The following is an 18,049-nucleotide window of genomic DNA, read 5'->3' as shown; positions in this document are numbered from 1 at the left end:
TCCACAACTTTACAGAGGTAATTGTAAAATGTGGATAAATATCACCTCTATATCTATCCGCTTGTATACACGCCTATTTTGTATAGCATAACCAGTTGTGGAAAACTATTTTTTTCGCTATGATGAAGTACATATGTGGAGCGACGGCAGAGAGGGTAGATTACTGGTTATATGAGAGATTCATTATGGCAAAGCGTGCTCGGCGAGCTGGAGCTGTCGGTGCCGCATGCAAGCTTTAAAATATGGTTTAAAGACACTGAATTGCTTGAGTACAACGACAAGGTTGTTACTATCGGCGTTATGAATGTTTTTTGCAAAACACAACTTGAGAAAAGGTTCGACAAACAGATCCGCGAAGTGCTTGCACATAACAATTTAACCGCACCAACAATCGAGTATAAAGTAAAGAAAGAAAAGAAGAAAATACTGAGCCGCGAAACGACACACGACACCGCGAAAAATAATCGTTTGCGTGAACTCGTTGCTACGCCTTCGTCAATACGTGGCAAAGCCTCGCATGCTCATGAAACGCTTAACCCGCGCTACACCTTCGAAACCTTTGTTGTCGGCTCGTGTAACGACCTCGCCTACACCGCCTGCCAAGCAGCAGCCGTCTCCCCCGGTACAAAGTACAACCCGCTCTTTATTTACGGCGGCGTCGGCTTAGGTAAAACACACTTAATTCAAGCGGTCGGTAACGAAATCATCAAGAATGACCCGAACATGAAAGTTGCTTACATCAGTACCGAGACCTTCATGAAAGAGTTCTTAGAGGCGGTTCGATTCAAGAAAGCCGGCTTTTCCGATAAATACCGCAAGATGGATGTCTTAATTGTCGACGATATTCAGTTTATTGCTGGCAGGGAAAAAACTCAGGAAGAGTTTTTTCATACATTTAATACGCTTCATCAGGCAAACAGACAAATTATCATCAGCAGCGACAAGCCTCCGCGTAGCATTCCGACGCTTACCGAGCGTTTACGCAGCCGATTTGAATGGGGTATGGCAATTGATATTCAGATGCCTGATTTTGAAACGCGCTGCGTTATCATTGAAACAAAGGCGGCGTTATCCGGTATTCAACTAGAACGCGGAACAATTGAATATCTAGCGCAAAATATTAAAACGAATGTACGAGAACTTGAAGGCGCGCTCAACCAGCTACTCGCCTACGCCGAGATGCGCGGCGTACCGCCCGACACAGCTACCGCCGAAGGGCTGCTCGGTAATGTCCGCCAAAGCCGTCCGCAGCATCTCACTGCCCGGCAGATTATCGACAAGACAGCACGCCACTTCCAAATTGACAGCAAAGAAATGTGTTCAAGCAAGCGCGATAAGCACATCGTCGTACCGCGGCAAATTGCGATGTACCTACTCCGCAGCGAATTGCATATGAGTTTTCCGCGCATCGCCCAAGAGCTCGGACGCAAAGATCATACTACTGCAATTCATTCGGTCGACAAAATTGAGCGGGCAATTAAACTTGATTTCTTGATCCGCGAGCAAGTCGTTGAAATTCGGGAGAAGTTGTATGCCTAATGCGTGTGGAAAACAAGTGAATTATCAGCGAATACCTGTGAGTAAAACATGTGTTCGACTATCCCCCGCTCTGCTTCGCATGAGTGCAGCGAGAAGCGCTGCGTGGATAAATACCCTCATTATCCACTGGATTCTTCGCATTATCCGCACCGAGTTTCCCCTACATACTACGCCCGAACGACCTCTAGAAATGAGCACTTTTTCCACTATTTCCACAGAGCCTACTATATATCACCATCAATTAATAACAATAAAAGGATAGTATTATGGAACTCTCAGTCACACAAGAAAATTTCGCACGTGCATTGTCGATTGTTGGCCGCGTTGCAAGCAATCGAACAGGCTTACCGATTCTTAGTAACATTTTGTTGCGTACCGATGGCACACGGCTATTAGTAGCAGCAACAAATCTTGAAATTGCGGCGACGTGCTATGTTGGCGCAAAAGTTGTGAGGCAAGGCGATATTACCTTGCCTGCCCGGCTCGTTAGCGATTACGTTGGCAGCTTGCCAAAAGGTACGATTGAATTATCAAGTAAAGGAACGTCAATGACGATCTCATCTGGTAACTATTCGTCAATCATGACAGGCGTTGATGCAACGGAGTTTCCCGAGCTGCCATCAATTGATGAAAAGCAGGCCGTTACGTATACTATTGCCGAAGCTGACTTCAAGCAGGCGATTAGCCAAACGATCATTACGACAAGCAATGATACGTCGCGGCCAGTGCTAACTGGCGTATATTGGCACACTGATGGCGGACAGCTATATCTGGCGGGTACAGACGGGTATCGTTTAGCGCAGCGCCGCTTATTTGAAACAACAAGTGAGATTGCGGCAATCGTGCCAACAACGAGTTTACAGGAAGTATTACGTACGATTTCAGATGCAACTGAGTCGGTTGAAGTGCTGTTTGACGATACGCAGGTGCGATTTCGTGTCGGCGAAGCAGAAATTACGAGTCGGCTGATTGAAGGCAGCTACCCGAATTACCAGCAGCTTATTCCAAAAACATCTGACGTAACTGCAACGCTTGCGAGCGGCGAATTTTCGCGCATTGTAAAGGTTGCTAGCCTATTCGCACGCGATTCCGGCGGGAGCGTTACTGTGACAATTGACAGCGAAAAGCAGCAGCTTAGTATTCATTCAATTGCAAGCGAACTTGGCGAAAATACAAGCACGGCGAGCGCCGAGGTGGCAGGCGATGGCAACATCACGCTAAATTCGCGCTACATCGCTGACGCGCTCAACGTGATTGATGGAGATTCTGTCCAGTTTCGATTTAGCGGTAAGTTGTCGCCATGCGTGCTAACCGCTGCCGAAGAAGCGCCAAATTACACCCATATCATTATGCCACTTAAGAGCTAGTATGCGCATTACTCGGCTAACAGTCCAAAATATCCGCGTACACGATACGAAGACGCTTGATTTTGTAACAAACCCGACGCTGATAACGGGTGCAAATGGCAGCGGTAAAACGTCGCTCATTGAAGCAATCTATATCGCATTGCGCGGCAAATCGTTCCGTGGCAGCGACCTGGCGGTATGCCGCTACGGGACGGATTTTTACCGTATTGTGCTTGAAACTGATACATTTACCTATCGCGTCCAGTATGGTACGGTCGGCACTCGTAAGACCCGCCAGTTTGTCATTGACGATAAAAAATACGCGCGCTTGCCCTATAAACTAAAGTATCCAATCGTATTGTTTGAGCCGGAAGACCTACGGATTATTAACGGCTCGCCGCAGCGCCGCCGCCAGCTTGTTGATACGCTGATCCAGCAATATGACCCGCATTACAGCAGCCAGCTTAGTCGGTATGAGCGTGCTTTGCAGCAACGAAACAAGCTATTGAAAGATCCTAGCGTGACGCGCGATGCGCTATTTCCGTGGAATGTGCTGTTGAGCGATTATGGTGCGGCAATTATTGCAAAGCGCCAAGCGGTTGCGGCGATATTTCATGAACGTATTACTGCACTATATCGGCAGATTGCACATAATGACGATTCGGTGTCAATCACATATTCGCATAATGATGCAGTGACGTTGCAACAGCTTCTGCGTCAGTATGAGGAAAAATTTGATTACGACCGCGTAGCAGGCGCTACAAGCGTTGGTCCGCACCGACATGATATTCATATCATCTTTAATCGCGTACCGGCAGCACAGGCGGCATCACGCGGTGAATGCCGGACGATTGTACTGGCGATGAAGTTTATTGAAGCGGAATATATTGAGCAGCAGTCTGGTATGTCGCCAATTATACTCCTTGATGATGTGTTTGGTGAGCTTGACGAACAGCGCCAGCATGCGCTACTCGCTGAGTTTAAGACAAATCAGGTGGTGATGACAAGCACAGTGAATGTTATTTAGTGGTACGCCTAGGGGTTGGCTCATCTGTGTCAACGTCTGCTCCTTCAAGGTCGCGACTTTCATAAATTGTATAGCCTGGCATGAGCGGTGTCTGCGTGCGGATATCAATTGTGTCGGCACGTTCAAGCACGGCCTGCGGTGCTTGCGGGCACTCGTATTTGCTGATTGAAATCTGAATTGCGCAGGCGACCTGCCAACGGTTATTCTTTTTTTGTAATACGACTTTTTGGGTGTCGCGGTTTAAGTCAGCCGCTGAGCCCTTAAATACGAGTGCGGCAATTGCCCAATCGCTTTTTTCAGTGACTGTTTCACTGGCAATGTTATAGATAGTGCTAATACTGCCATTGTGCGTGTGAATGGCACTGTCAATATTACTTTTTTCGCTCTTTGATAGCTCGGCGAGCCGTTTATCTGACAGTTCATAGTCAAGTGTGCGTGTTATTCTGTCTTTTAATAAAATTCCTTGCATGTTTGCATTGACGCCGTCGCCTGACGCAATTAGGTAATAACTTCCTTTCGACAAATGATAGGTTTTGCCAGATTCAATTTTTTTCTCGACGACTGTTTTGGTTGGCGCGATTGTTTTTTCGCTTGATGACTCAGTTCCCTGATATAACACAACACTTTTATATATTGAAGCATCGTAAGCGATTGTTAAATATTGGTGTGTTGCGAAATATGCCCAGATACCCATCAATACAATGACGATACCAAAGCCGCCGCTGATCATAACCAATTGTTTGCGCGTGAATGGCAAGTCCCCCATTACTTTTTCTCCTTCAGCGGATTTTGAAAATCTTTGTATTCAATGCGGTAATCGCTTAATTTATACCCCATGCTTGTGATTCGCCGCGTGGCAGCATAGCGGTATTGCGGCGATTCCGTTGTAATGACAACGACTGGTTCGCCATTCTCTTTTTTGTAGTGCCCGATTGAATAATAGGGGTCTTTAAGCGGCAGGATGCCAATGAGCGGATATTTATCGGTGACTGATTTATTGTATTCAAGCGATTTTTTACCGGCGAATGTTTCAAGTTTAGTATACTGGTCTCGGTGTTTATCTACCCAATCTGCCGCTTCTTTGGTTCTCGGTGACAGCTCGGCGATGATCGTATTATTTTTAGCTATATCTTGCGTTTTCTTGTATGAGCTAAAATCCTTCTTCTCTACTGATATATCGTATACACCTGGCTCAATATACACGGTACCGCTGTTGCTCTTCGTTACTTTTTTAGTAGCAGTATTTGTGAATGTCGTGGTAGCGTCGGTCGGTGCAGTGACAAGTGTGACGGCTATTTTACCGGCGCGCTCAAATGAAAGGTAAATATTGTAGGCTATGCTACCTATAGTAGCCAGTAGAACAATTGCTATAACGATTTGGATACTGCGTTTTCTATTGATCATTCTAATTACTCCACTAATGCTCGCATTCTTCCTGTTGTTCCTGACGAGCTTCCTCCTGTACTTGGTTTTGCAGATGAGCCTGATGATCCTGATGAACTAGAGCTTGAGCTAGAACTAGAAGACCCTCCTTTTTTGCGAAACCAGAGTGCTGAATTATAGTCAAATCCTTCGCCGCCTGCGACTGGTGCTCTTTCACACTGTGATGCTGATGCGTATTTGCTGCTAAAATCCTTAATCTCGCCAACGTAGAGCCAGGTGTGCCCGTCTGAAAATGCGACATCTCCGGGCTGTAACTTATCGTCAGTAAATTTGCTGCCGTCTGGTTCGTAAGTGCCATTTGCTGTGCCGAGTGTTTGCCAGTTTGTTTTTGCCCAGTCTCTTTGAAGATCTGTGCCGCGGAATGTTCTGGGAATCACTCCAACGGCTAGCGCCCCAGCCCCTCCTCGTGCGCCATAATTATACGCTGTATCAAAGCCACTGTCGTATATAAGTGTTGTCACAAAACCGCCGCAGTCAACACCGCTACAAGCGCCAACAAATCTTCCTTCGGATTCAGCTTTTTCGATGGCAGTTGCGTAGTCGGGCTTTTTGTTAGTTCCATGACCTCTTTCTGGCCATGCATATTTAAGCGTCAGTTCTTGTAGTTTACCGGCATCACCAGCTGCACCTGAACATGAGGCAGTTGTTCCTTTTACCTTTGAGCTTTTTGATGACGCAAGCGAAGGATTATCTTTGTATTTATCATAAAGAGCACGAGCATTCTCTTTTCTACTTTTAAGACCTTGCCCTCCGCTATTTTCGTAAGTTTTTTCAAAGGCTACCGCGGCCTCTTCTGGATCAGAGGTGGCTTGAACGGCTTTTAGGGCTTCTCCAAATCCACCCTTATGCTCAGACCACTCATTAGTTAGGGTTAGATCCCATACCAGATAGCGGAGCTGCACAGTGAATTCGCTTGGTTCACCGTTTATAGCCTTCGCAAACTCGGTCATGTTCTTATAACGAATCTCGTTATCCCATTGAGCGATGCCAGTGTGAGTTCCGTTTGTTGCCTTAGGATCAAGATTTACTGTCGATTCTGTCTGGAGGTTTCCGACAATACCTGCAGCCTGCGCAATTGTTAGCTTTTGTCCTTCGCCAACGCTCATCAGGTGTCCGAGTGCTGTTTCGGCGTTATCGCTAAGCATCTGTACGACTGCTCCGCCTGCTGTCGGTTTGGCGCAGCAATCAGAGCCCGATCCTGAACCTGTTGTCTCTAGCCCGCTGGTTGATATACTACCGCCGGCACTTTCGGCCATCTCGTTTAAGTACCCTTGCATGTTCCTTATGTATGCAGCGGTGTCATTTCCATCGTCTGGGGGTGCGTATCGATGGGCGTAAGCGGACATGCCCTTGTCAATCTCATCTGAAAATACATCGCGGTCGTACGAGTACCAGTCGCCGCTTGATCTCCCCTTGTTTTCCTCGGCTTCGCTATCAAGGCTTGCTTTGAAAGAACTCCATTTGTACCAGTTGCGGCCGCCTTCCCGTACATGCGGTTGGCTATCTGTAGCTGAGCGCCCAAATAGGTTGTGTCCCTCGTGTATTTTTACCTGAGCGCCTGGTACGGTAGTGAAGCCCATACTTGATTCGACGACCGCGTGGGCATACGCTAAAAATGGACTCATGTTTGCTTTTTTTGCACTCCTAACAGCAACAGCGCCTGTTCCGTGCAGTGGGATGTCTTGGTCTGGCGTGCCATCGGGAGCATGGTCTTTGACAAATTTCTCAATCGCCGCCGCCATTTTTGCAGCATCAAGGTTTGGGTATGTCATGCCGTTTGGTTCGCCGCTACCTGGTGAAATAACCGATAAGTCTACACTGCTTGAGCCTTCACTGCAGGTGTTGTCATCAGAAAAATAGATGTCATTGCCTTGCTTATCAATTGTTAGCAGGGCGGAGGCTGGCGTTGATATGACAAGTACTCCTGCTAGTATCCATAGTGTGAGTGTCGTAAGATAGTTCTTCATGTCTTTTACCACGTTTTCGGTTTTCTGTTGTCTCTACGCAACGCTAGGTGTAGATGATCACACCCATCTCCATGAGGCTTATAACCAGCGGCTTCAAGCTTGTTATTCATGTCGGCTCTGTCTCCGCACCCCGACTGACCAATACCTGCCGCCGGAGGCAATAGCTTATTGTCTATAATCTCTTGCAGGAGCTTAACAGACTCTGGGTCGCCTCCTGTTGTCGCGCCACCGTCTATCGATATGATATCTACTGCTTCTCCAATACAGTGCACGCTAAAAGGATCCCGAGAGCAGCCACTGTAACCCGCCGAGTCATCACGTCCAAGTGCTGTTATTGAGAACTTATGATTTTTACCAAGCGCTACGATGAGCTGCAATAGGCGTGGCTGTAGGGCTACGGGTTTTGCTTCTTTGCCGTCTGCAGTGTCTTGCATTTGTTGTTGCGGTTCGTAGTCCATGCCGGGTGCGAAGGTAATGTTTGGGTTGGCAAGGATCTGCTTAGCCAGCTCTTGCGCGTTATTGTCGGTAGGTAGCGATGTGCTTGGTGATATTGAGCCGCTTGCGGATGATGGAGGATCATTGTCCATACCGTCGGCTTGACGCTTGTCAATTTGGTAGAGCCCGTATAGCGCTTCTTTCCTGGAGCTTACCGTACATTCGGACAACGATGCCGTGTCGCCGTCTGCGTTGCAGCTGTCTATCCATTCCTGAAGGTCACTGTCAGACTTAGGGCTGCCCTCGTCATCTAAATCGCCTGAGTCGTGCAGTTCGTTGACAACATCGTCGGGGTCAATGCCCATGTACTCGGCGGGAATGCCATATTGGACATCACACAATGGGCCGGATGAGACTCCTGATTGCGAAACAAGATAATCAGCTTTGCACATATTGCCTTCTATCTTTGCGGCATGCGATGCTGGCATTAAGAACCGCCCTAACGCTGAGGTTGATATTGAGGCAATTGACGATATCGTTTTAATTGGATTTGAGATTGACGACTGATACGGCAAAAACTGCGTGACGATTGAGCCAAGGAAGGTATTGGGATTTGATGCGTCAAATGGGCTGTGCGTGAGGCGATCTTCCTGCGCCCAGGCAAGCTTTACCGGATTTTTAATTTGCTCGTCGAATGCGGTTTTTTGCGCCGGAGTAAGAGGAAGGTTGCCGCCAGTATTGGCAAGATTTCCAAAATTTAGGATTGCGCCGATAGCAACGACATCGCCGAGATCAACGCCTTTCGCTAGGGCTGCAAAATTACCTAAAAAGTATTCTAGTAGCTTTTTCCAGTCGATGTTGTCGGTAAATAATTTTATAGCGCCGGATACGATTTGCGTGAAGAGAATGTCGAGTAATCCGCTTTGGTCTAAGATGTACTCAGCAACCGTCGCTGCAAACCCGGCAAGGCTGCCGGATTTTGCAGCTCTAAAGGCATCAATAGCTGCCTGCGCTTCGGAGCTTCCAAGAGCCGAACATACCCCCTTTACAAGACCGCTTGATACGATTTTTGTATATTCAGCGAAAGATTCACCTACTGTCGGCAGATACTTTGAATCACTTCCACCCGTACCGAGTCCAAGGCCGTACTTCATCGCATCCGAATCCATAGCTGATAATATTTTCGTTTTATCGGACTTCTCGTATGTTTGTGTTAATAATGATGCAACATTGCTAACTTCTGTATCTGTCGCAACCCCCTCTTTTATCCTGTCTGCTGCGGACAAAACTGCGAAAGCGATTGTTGCAAGCTGAGCAATCCTAAATACCCGAACAACTTTATTGATAAGGATAGGCGCTTTTGACATGAGGCAGGCGCCTTGTGCCCCTAACAAGACAAGATCTCCGCCTGCTCGTTTTTTTGCTTTCTTTGTTTCTTTTTTAGCGAAATCGTCAGTGGCCTCTTGCACAACCTTTTCAACGCCGTCTTTATCCTTACCTGCTGTTGTGAGTGCTTTCTCTTTTGCTTTGTCTAATTCGTCCGGTTTCTTTGCGTTTTTTATGCCGTCCGGAATATTTTTGGCTATACCGTGCTTTTTTAGAAACTTTATAGCGACATCGTCGAACCAATTCATCCAGCGCGGACTATGTGCTCGCCGAAATGCTCGCCGAAATTCAGGGTCGTCTCTAAGCGCTTGCATAAATTCAGACGCCGCCACTTTCTTGCCATCCTTTAGCTGGAATTGAGCGGGACGAGTCTTACCGCTCAAAAAGCCTTGTTTTTCAATTTCGGCGCCGTTGGCGTCAAGCGCTTTTATGCCTTCGGCATTAAGCCTTTTTAAGAGGCGGTCGGAGGGTTTTTGATACCGGCAGGCAAGCTTAATCTTACAAAGACCGCTCGTTGTTTTGCTTGCGAGCCGTTTATTTAAAAGCTTGCGACCACGAACTTCTCCTGTTACGCTCTGTTGGTCATGGTTCTGTACGAAATTTTCCTTTAAATTTATGAGCAGTGACGCTGGGCCTGTTGTGAATGTAAGTCCGCTAATACCGCCGATAAGTAGTGTTCCGATAATACCGGTTGGTCCAAATCGTTTTGCGAACCCTTTTAGTCCAAACTGCGACTTTTTTTTACCGCCATAGCGCTTATTGCCGCCTTCTTCTTTTTCCGATACGTTGTTTTTCCATGTGCCACCAGAGTTGTCTTTTTCGCGGTCGGCAATAGATTTATCGTAATCTGGCGCTGCGCTACTGTTCTCCTGGTTATTTAAATTATTTGCAGTGTTATTTGTGCCTTGAGTGTCTTGATCGTGTGCGTCAGGACGAGCGTTGCCTTCGACTGCTGCATTAAACCTGCGATCGTAGTCACGATCAATCCTGCTTCGTTCGTCAGCATCTGGTCTCTCAAGCGCTTGTTGTGCCATATGTATAGTATACCTGTTTTACATTAACTTTCCGAATCTTGTTGTAATCGTTGTTGCTGCAGGAGCGCCTGAGGATTTGTAGTGATCAGTCTCTGCTCGGTGTCGCTTGCGACAATCTGAATATGAATATGATTCTGCCCAGCGAAGAACAGCCCTTGCCCAACGGGGAAACCAGATAGACGTCGCCGTTCTTCTTCGGTGAGTTTGAAGACGTCGCCAAGCACGTCAACGGCACTTGGCGATTGTTTTAATAGTAACTGCATGCTGGAGTTTGCTACAATTGCGCGTCCCATTTTGCTACCCATAAAGTCTTCAACGTCCTGTGTAATTGTCGTTAGTCCGAGGTAATACTTACGGGCGCGTTTTGCTAAGCTAAACATAAAGTTTGCAGAATCGTCATACTTCATGAGTTGCCACGCCTCATCTACGATAAGCATGCGCTTTTTTTGCTGCGTACGTACGATATTCCAGATATGGCTCAAAACGATATACATTGCCACTGGGCGTAGCTCGTCTTCTAGGTCGCGGATATTAAACACGACCATGTTGTTGTTAATATCAATATTACTCTGTTGGCTGAAGATGCCGGCGAACGTTCCGCTTGTGTATTTGCGTAGGCGCTGTGCAAGCTGCGGCCCAGTGCCTCCCATATGAAGCAATACGTCGTATAGGTTGCTCATTGTCGGTGGCGTGGCGGTGTGCGTGAGCGGGTCGCTGGTGATGCCGGCGCGGGCGTACGTGTCAATTAGTCCTTGATCAAGATCGGCCTCTTCGGACGGACTTAAGCCGACGCCGGCGTTGTTCGCTGACGCGCCGCCGAGCATCAGGCGTAATAGCCCATGCAAGGTTACAAGATTCGCGCGTAAGGCGTCGTCGGCCTCATCGCTATCTATTACGCGAGGTAGATCAAACGGATTAATGCGCGTATCGCTACTAAGGCTTAGTCGAATATAGCTGCCGCCGACAGCATCGCTCAATTTTTGATACTCATTCTCCGGGTCAATGATGAGTACGTCTGCGCCGACCATCATACTGCGCAAGGCTTCTAGCTTGACCGTGAATGACTTACCGGCACCAGATTTCGCGAATACGACCATGTTGGCGTTCTCTAGGCTATAGCGGTCGAAAATAACTAGTCCGCTGTTATGCATATTGATCCCGTACAAAATACCGTTATCCTGCGTAAGATCGGCGCTTGTAAATGGAAAGCTTGTACTAACAGCGCCTGTATTCATATTGCGGCGAATTTGTAGCTGATCGCTCATCTGCGGTACTGTACTATTGAGTCCTTGCTCCTGCTGGCTTGATGCTGTTTTACTATAAACGAGCATTTGTCCGAACATTGATTCAATTTCATTTTGTATGAAGCTCAGCTCGTCAATACTGTCAGCGTAGATTGTCACGTAGAGTCCATAACGGAAGAATCGTTCGCTTCCAATCTGTAACTGGTCGCGCAGCTCTTCAGCGTCGGCAAGGGCTGCTTCTTTTGCCGGGTCGCGCGTGCGACCTTTTTCGGCGTTGATCGACATATCGGCCTCAAGCTGCGTCACTTTCTTGCGCAGATTATTTAACACAACTGCTGTATCAACCGGATACACAAACATACTAACGTCAATCACTTGGTCAATGTTGATGAGCGGCGATAACCATCCTGTATAAAGCGTGCGCGGGTAGCCGTACACATACATCGTCCGTCCGTATTTTGTCCCGATACGGAAATAACTTGAATGGATCTCTAAGCTGCTTGGCGCGATCAGGTCGCGCAGTGTTGTCATACCCTTAAGGAACGCTTGTTCAACTTCAGCTTGCTCGCGGGCGCGCTGCTGTGTAGCAATGTCAATAGGATCCATCTTTTTTGCGCTCATTGCCGGGCTCCTAACGTTGGCGCGTTTCCTTCGCCTTTTCGTATGTATAGCGATGTCACGTCCTCAAAATTACCAAGCGGCTCACGTACTGCTGTATCGGGATTATATATGTTGTAGTACAATTCGCCGATTTGCTTCGTGTTGAGCTGCGTTGCGCGCACGCCAATTTGTGTCAATCCGTGCACAACTGATTCAACGCGATTCCTGATCTCGTCTTTCGCCTTTTCGTAGGTGTCTTTGTCGATCTTCGTGATGGTATTCTTTTTGTTACCGCCAAATATTGAGTTAAAGAAGCCTTTACTTTGTTCAACAACATTTGTGATCTCGCCTGCGGGATAATATGGAATTACGACAAAGAAGCTCTTGTCCATAATATTTGCTTCCTGCGATAATAAATCAATAAAGTTGATATAGTCGTCCATCAATACGCCAAGCAGCATGTTGTCTTGATCGCGCCGCAGGAGTTCAAGTTTATCAAGGTACGGACCAATATCAACTCTTTGCGATCGTACTAAAATTTGAATTGGAAACCGGAGGGCATTCAAAAAATCCTGGTAGTTTGTCTCGACGCCGCCTCGTTCACGTTCGCTCATGAGGTCAAAGTTGATGGACTTGCAGGCAACGATAGCGCGGAATGTACCATCAGACATAACGACCATGCTATCACGCAACTCAGAAAGCAGCAGGCTATTTTGCGTTGAGGCTACATTTTGCTGAGTTTTTGTCTTTTGGGCTGCCTGATTTGGCGTCGCGGCTGCTTGCGCTGGCGCAGCACCAACAGTGCCGCCTGATGTAGCTGGCGGTGTCTGCGACGGATTGACCTGATTGCTCGGCGGCACACCCACTCCTTTCAATTACTCTAATGCAGCGAAATGAACACCTCGCCGTTATCGGCTTCTTGTTCTTTCTGTCGAATACGATTTGCTTCTTGCTGAATTGTTTGAATCGACAAACCGCTATTGTTTGCAAGTCCAATTATATCATCTGAGACTGGTTCGGCGCTAGTAGCTGTTGGCGTAGGGGTGGTTGGGGCGCTGGATGCTTGCTGCGTAACCGGTGCTGGTTGTACTCCTGGCGTCTGATTGCCTAGTGGCTGAACGACTGATTGATGAATCGTCGGGTATGGACTATAACGTGGCGGTACGGACGATTGATTATTTGTAAGCTGCGGTGGTATGGCGGTTTGCTGTCCGGTTGAAAGCGTGGCTGCTTGGCGCATCTGCTCTACCATGTATTGTCTTCGCGTCACGTCGGCATCGGATATTAGCGTGTCGAAATTGTGTGCGACGCTGCCGTCGTCACCGAGTGGATCTTCAGTTTGCTGTGCGGCGAAATATTGATCAGGTTCCATCGCGCTATTGATTTGTGCTTGCGGCTGTGGTGTGACATGGCGAATAGACCAACCCCCCGTGTCGGCAATGTCCGCTAAATACGAAAAGCGCTGTCTAACTTCTTCCTGTGCCAAATCTTTTGTGCGGTTAACCTCTTCAACTTTCGGCGCAGTGATCTGGATAAGTGACCCCCTACCGTCTGGAATCCATATACGTTTGCGCGGCTTTAAGTAAAACGATACAAGCGCTGCCATGTAGATTTCCATTGGCTGATCTTTGCGTAACGGTAAAGCGAGAGCACCGAAGAATAGTATAACTGGCAGTGGTATGATTGCAAGCGCGACAAATATGCGCGCTAGCCCCCATGCTAGCGCGCAGGCGACTGCAACGATAATTAAGTAAATAAATTGGCGAAAGCTGAATGGACCGAGGAGCTTGTCTTCGGCTTCGACATCTTGTGCGACTTTGTATTGAGCCATATTTAGTTAACCTTCTTATTTTCATTTATGGTCTAGGAGGTGGAGGTGGAGGTGGAGGTGCTGAAGATGATGTTCTAGGATGTTGCGAGTTTACTCCGAGCTTTGAAATGTTATGAATCTGCGCCTCTAAGGCACGATTTCCCCTCACATTAGCCATTAGCTTGTCTGAGTTCTTAAGACCGCGTGCGGCAGCTTTGGCGTTTCGAACGGCATCTACAATTTCGTTTTCTCCAGCTTTTGCGGTCATATTATTTTTATATTCATCAGATTGCGCCGCTGCGCTTAGTGATTGAGCAATCTGTCCCGCTGAGAACTCGTCTGCTTTTGATAGAGATTCAGCGGTAATCTTACCTTTTGCAGCTGCTTTCCTTATGGCGTCGTCTTTATTGAACGTTCCCGCTTGTATGTCCGCAAGAGCTGCTCCGCCTAGATATGGGCTACGTTCGCCTGCGCCAGATTGCGCAAGCGCATCAGCGATTTCCTTTCGAACGGTTGCGTCCATTTCTGGATTGGTGGACGACTCAGCAAGTTCAAGTGCGTCCTTGCTTGTGCCCATCGCTGCAGCTTTCTTTATGGCAGCCCTTTGTTCGTAGGAACTGAGTTTTGTGTCGCCAACCTTACCGGTGGTCGCTGCTTCCATTAGCTGCTGTTGGTTGAGATATGCGCCGTCAACTTTCATGTTATTTATACGCGCTTCCGCCATCTCCATTCGCTCGTGATCTTGATGAGCCGCCTCTTTCGTTCCTTCTGCAGCACGCATATCACCGTAGCCACCGCTTATCCTGCTCTGATTAAATATCCTATTTGCTCCTGACCTAAGTCTACGTATTGGGTGCTTACCTTCGTACACTCCCGCCCGTATTTGGGCATTTCGCCGCTCCTTTTTCATCTTTCTGTAATTACCAAATCTACTGCCAGGTTTACCAACCTTTGCTTTTGCCGCGCCGCCAAGAAAGCCGCCTGCTTTACCCTTAATAATCCCGCCTGTTATTGCGGCGATATTGCCGATGCTCATGGCAGTGTTCAGTACTTTTGGCACAAGCAGAAGTGGTACAAACATAAGAACCGCGGCGACGATTTGCATTGCAACTGACGATCCATCTGTGCCGCCATACTGATTTCTAATAATATTTGATGCAAGCGTGCTAGCGCCGTATATTATGCCTATGATAGGGTAGACAAACAGCATAGTCTTGAATGTTTGCCACCATTTTTTGAACAGGCTCTCGGTATTTGGCAATAGCCATGCGACGAACGCGAGCGGCGATATAATGATCGCGAATATAATAATAGCTTGGCGTACACCTAATAGTAGCAGTGTCGTGAGAGCGATCATAAGCACAGTTATGAGCCCGGCTATGAACGCGCCAAGTGCAAAAAACAGGACAGCTCCGCCTACTAATAGTGTAGTGGCTGTAGTGGCCCACCAAGCATCACCAGATGCGGAGCTGCTTGGGCTGGCTCCACCAGAGCCGGCACTCGTGCCAGATGATATGAAGTTATACGCGCTCGCCCCGATAGCGTTCGATAGGTCTACCATGGCTGCGCATAAGTAGAATGATACATTGACGAGAAGCGCTCCAACGACAAGCCTGGGCAGCATACGTTTTATGCCGTAAGTGCTAAGCCCCATACCAGAAATTTGCGAGTAAATGATGATAATGAATGCGATGACAAATAGAACGTTTGCGTAGTTGCGCATAGTAGCCCAATAGCTATAAACGCTTCCGTCGTCGCGTTTAGTTAGCTCGGACGGGTTGAATACGAGATATTCATCAATATTATCTTTCACTGTGTCTGATACTTGAGCAAGGAATGTTACAACAGGACAAACGAGCCAGCCGATACCATCTATAGCGCAGGTTTTCTGTCCCTCGCCGTCAGGTTGCAACTGCTCTCCTTGGGTCTTTCCTGTGGCTGAGGTAGCAGTCTCAGCTCCGTAATGGCAGGCTTTATTTAACTTATCTGGAGACGTGGCGGAAGTACTTGAGCCCGGAGAACCCTTCAGAAGATCGTAAGGATAGGTCTTGTCACAATATCCGTCTACTCCCTTGTTGTTGAAGCCATCAACGCAAGCTGCGTTCTCCTCCTTGTTCTTTTCAGGATCGTATCGTTCGTCACATGTACCGGCGACACCGGTTGAACCTGGTAGATGCTCTTTCACATATTGTAAGTAAGGATTTACGAGATCATCGCCAGTCCCTACCATCCGTTGTGATATTAGCGCTTTACAAGACGTTACATTGATATAATCCGTATTCTTATCGATAGTCTCTACTTCTTTGTTCCATAGTACAATGTCGTGATCCTTGTCTCCTAAAGTGAAAACATACGTCTCAGACTCCTTACCGTCTCTCGGATCTAGGGCTACAACTATTCGATAGTCATTTTCTCCTAAATTACCTGCAAGAATATCTTTCCCAAGGATACCTTTATTAGTAGCTTCGCATTGCTGACTAATTAGTTGATATGCTATATAGTATTTCGTTTCTTTTGATATTCCCGGCTTGCTGTTGATGGCGTCGCGAATTTTTTTCAGGTTAAGCGTTAGATCTCCCGTTTCTTTACTGCACTCCTCGTCTCTTTTATCTGGGGATACGACGACTCCGCTCATGTTGCAGTATATCTCTCGAATCGTTCTCCCTTTGAATTCTATCGTGTTAAACATATTTATTGCTTGGTCTCGACTTAACTGCGTGCAATTATAGTAACCATCTTCACCGCTGATTCCAGTGGTTCCAACAGCAAACCTGATGGGTATAGGTGTAGGGCTATCTTCTATCACTGCATGAGAAAAAGGGTAGTCAGCATTGAAAGCGCTTTCTTTATACTTTTTGTACGAATCAAATACATTCGAAAAACAGGTTCTTAAGATTGTCCTATATTGTTCTCTTGTAGCTTTTTCTTTTGTTCCTGGCGGAATAAATATTCCCGGAAGACCCTCTGCGTAAGCAGTTTTAATGTGAAGTACAAAAGGCAGTAACACGATTATCGATGCTAAAACTAGAAACACCCTACACTTCCGCATAGTTTAATTGTAGCAACATTAATATATAAAAGCTAGCTAAACGCTAGCTTTTATATATTAAATCCATTTAGTTAGACGCAAGGACTTGGATGATAGTCAAGGGTTTTGCCTTCTTTATTGTAGTCGCAAGCTATAAACCATCCGTCTGTAGTTTTTTCGTCAATCTGCTTTACTGGAGTTGACTGATATACATACTCAAGTGGTGGATATAACTCGGGCAAATCTTGCGTATGACACTGCTCTCGAAATGCAAACAATCCCATTATTTCGTAAATACCTGTCTTGCTTACTCTAGGGTTGCTTGCGCCATGGTAAGACGAATAGGGTAGATATTTATAGAATATTTTCTGGTCAGTCTTATCTTCACCTGAAAGTGCTTTCATTTCTTGCAAGTAGCTCTGACATGTTTTACTTGATGGATCGCTGCAGGTTGCTATAATAAGTTTCTCTGCCATATCCTTTGAGGCTATATCTTTTGCGTCGCGATTCATCAGCATTGCCATAGTTATTTGCGCAGATGTACGATACCTCACTTCTCGCAAAAGACTTCTTACTGGGAAAGAGTCATAGTCCACACCATACACTGGCTTTGGAGGATCGTTAGTTGATTCATCAGTAACAAAAAAAGGATCCCACGGATAGTTGAGCGTATCCTTACCTGAGGCTTCTAAGACATAGCCCTCAATATCTTTGATGTATGTTTTGTATAGCGCATCAGCAATGATACCGCGCTCTGCTAGACTAAGTTTAGAAAATTCTTGAGCGGACATTCGGTTGTAGTCGTAGATTTTTTTCTGCTGTTCTAACGTTAACACGTTTTTGAAATAGTTTGTATCATCGAATTTTGGTAAATTTATTTTGTTTTGTGCTTCAGTTTCATTGGCGCTTGGGCTGGAGTTGTTGTCCGCTTCGGGCACTGTTGCTGTCGGGTCAAGAACGGGGCTTTCATTTGAACCGCAGGCAGATAATAATAAAATAGCGCCTGTCAAAGCGCCCGCCCCTATCATATTTCTTCGTGATATCCCCCGCCCCTTTTCTGCTTCTGTAGCAAGCAGGTCACCTTGATCTCTCATAAAGCTTCAATCTCCTCCCGTGAGATTAGTGGTCTATGATAATAACTGTACCGTGTAATCTGATACAATTATATCTATAAACCACTTTTTTGCAAA

At 46.8% G+C, this 18,049-nt stretch carries 12 protein-coding genes; 3 read left to right on the top strand and 9 right to left on the bottom strand.

The genetic code is table 11. The features are described 5' to 3' along the window. Positions 1-171 precede the first annotated feature (171 nt). From dnaA to recF, 3 genes are all read left to right on the top strand, one after another. The gene (gene dnaA / locus J5A52_00300) at positions 172-1,539 is read left to right on the top strand and encodes a chromosomal replication initiator protein DnaA (protein QUB37550.1); all 1,368 of its coding nucleotides are present in this window, start codon (positions 172-174) and stop codon (positions 1,537-1,539) included. A 266-nt stretch (positions 1,540-1,805) separates the two neighbouring features. Beyond that, on the top strand, positions 1,806-2,906 hold the full coding sequence (dnaN, locus tag J5A52_00295; GenBank protein QUB37549.1) for a DNA polymerase III subunit beta: 1,101 nt from the start codon (positions 1,806-1,808) through the stop codon (positions 2,904-2,906). A gap of 1 nt (position 2,907) precedes the next feature. Then, entirely contained in the window at positions 2,908-3,912 is a 1,005-nt protein-coding gene (gene recF / locus J5A52_00290; GenBank protein ID QUB37548.1) for a DNA replication and repair protein RecF, read from the top strand. On the opposite strand, the gene J5A52_00285 is transcribed toward recF, so the two are convergent. The 9 genes from J5A52_00285 to J5A52_00245 all read right to left on the bottom strand — a co-directional run bounded on the left by J5A52_00285 (position 3,905) and on the right by J5A52_00245 (position 17,953). Next, a complete protein-coding gene (locus J5A52_00285) occupies positions 3,905-4,678 on the bottom strand; it encodes a hypothetical protein (GenBank protein QUB37547.1) in 774 nt (257 codons plus the stop codon). The two genes, recF and J5A52_00285, sit on opposite strands and share 8 nt — an antisense overlap. Beyond that, the gene (locus tag J5A52_00280) at positions 4,678-5,316 is read right to left on the bottom strand and encodes a hypothetical protein (protein QUB37546.1); all 639 of its coding nucleotides are present in this window, start codon (positions 5,314-5,316) and stop codon (positions 4,678-4,680) included. The genes J5A52_00285 and J5A52_00280 overlap by 1 nt, the downstream gene beginning before the upstream one ends. A 5-nt stretch (positions 5,317-5,321) precedes the next feature. Continuing rightward, a complete protein-coding gene (locus J5A52_00275) occupies positions 5,322-7,322 on the bottom strand; it encodes a glucosaminidase domain-containing protein (protein QUB37545.1) in 2,001 nt (666 codons plus the stop codon). 5 nt (positions 7,323-7,327) lie between these two features. After that, positions 7,328-10,177 carry a hypothetical protein gene (locus tag J5A52_00270; GenBank protein ID QUB37544.1) on the bottom strand — a complete coding sequence of 950 codons (2,850 nt, stop codon included), beginning with the start codon at positions 10,175-10,177 and terminating at the stop codon, positions 7,328-7,330. A 23-nt stretch (positions 10,178-10,200) separates the two neighbouring features. Then, positions 10,201-12,042, bottom strand: coding sequence for a DUF87 domain-containing protein (locus tag J5A52_00265; protein ID QUB37543.1), 1,842 nt, complete (start codon positions 12,040-12,042; stop codon positions 10,201-10,203). Next, positions 12,039-12,464 carry a hypothetical protein gene (locus J5A52_00260; protein ID QUB37973.1) on the bottom strand — a complete coding sequence of 142 codons (426 nt, stop codon included), beginning with the start codon at positions 12,462-12,464 and terminating at the stop codon, positions 12,039-12,041. The genes J5A52_00265 and J5A52_00260 overlap by 4 nt, the downstream gene beginning before the upstream one ends. Positions 12,465-12,901: 437 nt before the next feature. Then, positions 12,902-13,852, bottom strand: coding sequence for a PrgI family protein (locus tag J5A52_00255; protein QUB37542.1), 951 nt, complete (start codon positions 13,850-13,852; stop codon positions 12,902-12,904). Positions 13,853-13,877: 25 nt separating this feature from the next. Next, positions 13,878-16,520 carry a hypothetical protein gene (locus J5A52_00250; GenBank protein QUB37541.1) on the bottom strand — a complete coding sequence of 881 codons (2,643 nt, stop codon included), beginning with the start codon at positions 16,518-16,520 and terminating at the stop codon, positions 13,878-13,880. Positions 16,521-16,951: 431 nt separating this feature from the next. Beyond that, positions 16,952-17,953, bottom strand: coding sequence for a hypothetical protein (locus J5A52_00245; GenBank protein ID QUB37540.1), 1,002 nt, complete (start codon positions 17,951-17,953; stop codon positions 16,952-16,954). Positions 17,954-18,049: the final 96 nt, after the last annotated feature.

The organism is TM7 phylum sp. oral taxon 349 (assembly GCA_018127705.1).
Classification (GTDB): Bacteria; Patescibacteriota; Saccharimonadia; order Saccharimonadales; family Saccharimonadaceae; genus Saccharimonas.
This window is presented reverse-complemented; position numbering and strand designations above follow the sequence as displayed.

Coding starts and splice junctions, on each gene's coding strand:
- J5A52_00255 (QUB37542.1), bottom strand. CDS start 13,852: ATGGCTCAATACAAAGTCGCACAAGATGTCGAAGCCGAAGACAAGCTC.
- J5A52_00275 (QUB37545.1), bottom strand. CDS start 7,322: ATGAAGAACTATCTTACGACACTCACACTATGGATACTAGCAGGAGTA.
- dnaA (QUB37550.1), top strand. CDS start 172: ATGAGAGATTCATTATGGCAAAGCGTGCTCGGCGAGCTGGAGCTGTCG.
- J5A52_00280 (QUB37546.1), bottom strand. CDS start 5,316: ATGATCAATAGAAAACGCAGTATCCAAATCGTTATAGCAATTGTTCTA.
- recF (QUB37548.1), top strand. CDS start 2,908: ATGCGCATTACTCGGCTAACAGTCCAAAATATCCGCGTACACGATACG.
- J5A52_00265 (QUB37543.1), bottom strand. CDS start 12,042: ATGAGCGCAAAAAAGATGGATCCTATTGACATTGCTACACAGCAGCGC.
- J5A52_00245 (QUB37540.1), bottom strand. CDS start 17,953: ATGAGAGATCAAGGTGACCTGCTTGCTACAGAAGCAGAAAAGGGGCGG.
- J5A52_00250 (QUB37541.1), bottom strand. CDS start 16,520: ATGTTTAACACGATAGAATTCAAAGGGAGAACGATTCGAGAGATATAC.
- dnaN (QUB37549.1), top strand. CDS start 1,806: ATGGAACTCTCAGTCACACAAGAAAATTTCGCACGTGCATTGTCGATT.
- J5A52_00270 (QUB37544.1), bottom strand. CDS start 10,177: ATGGCACAACAAGCGCTTGAGAGACCAGATGCTGACGAACGAAGCAGG.
- J5A52_00285 (QUB37547.1), bottom strand. CDS start 4,678: ATGGGGGACTTGCCATTCACGCGCAAACAATTGGTTATGATCAGCGGC.
- J5A52_00260 (QUB37973.1), bottom strand. CDS start 12,464: ATGGACGACTATATCAACTTTATTGATTTATTATCGCAGGAAGCAAAT.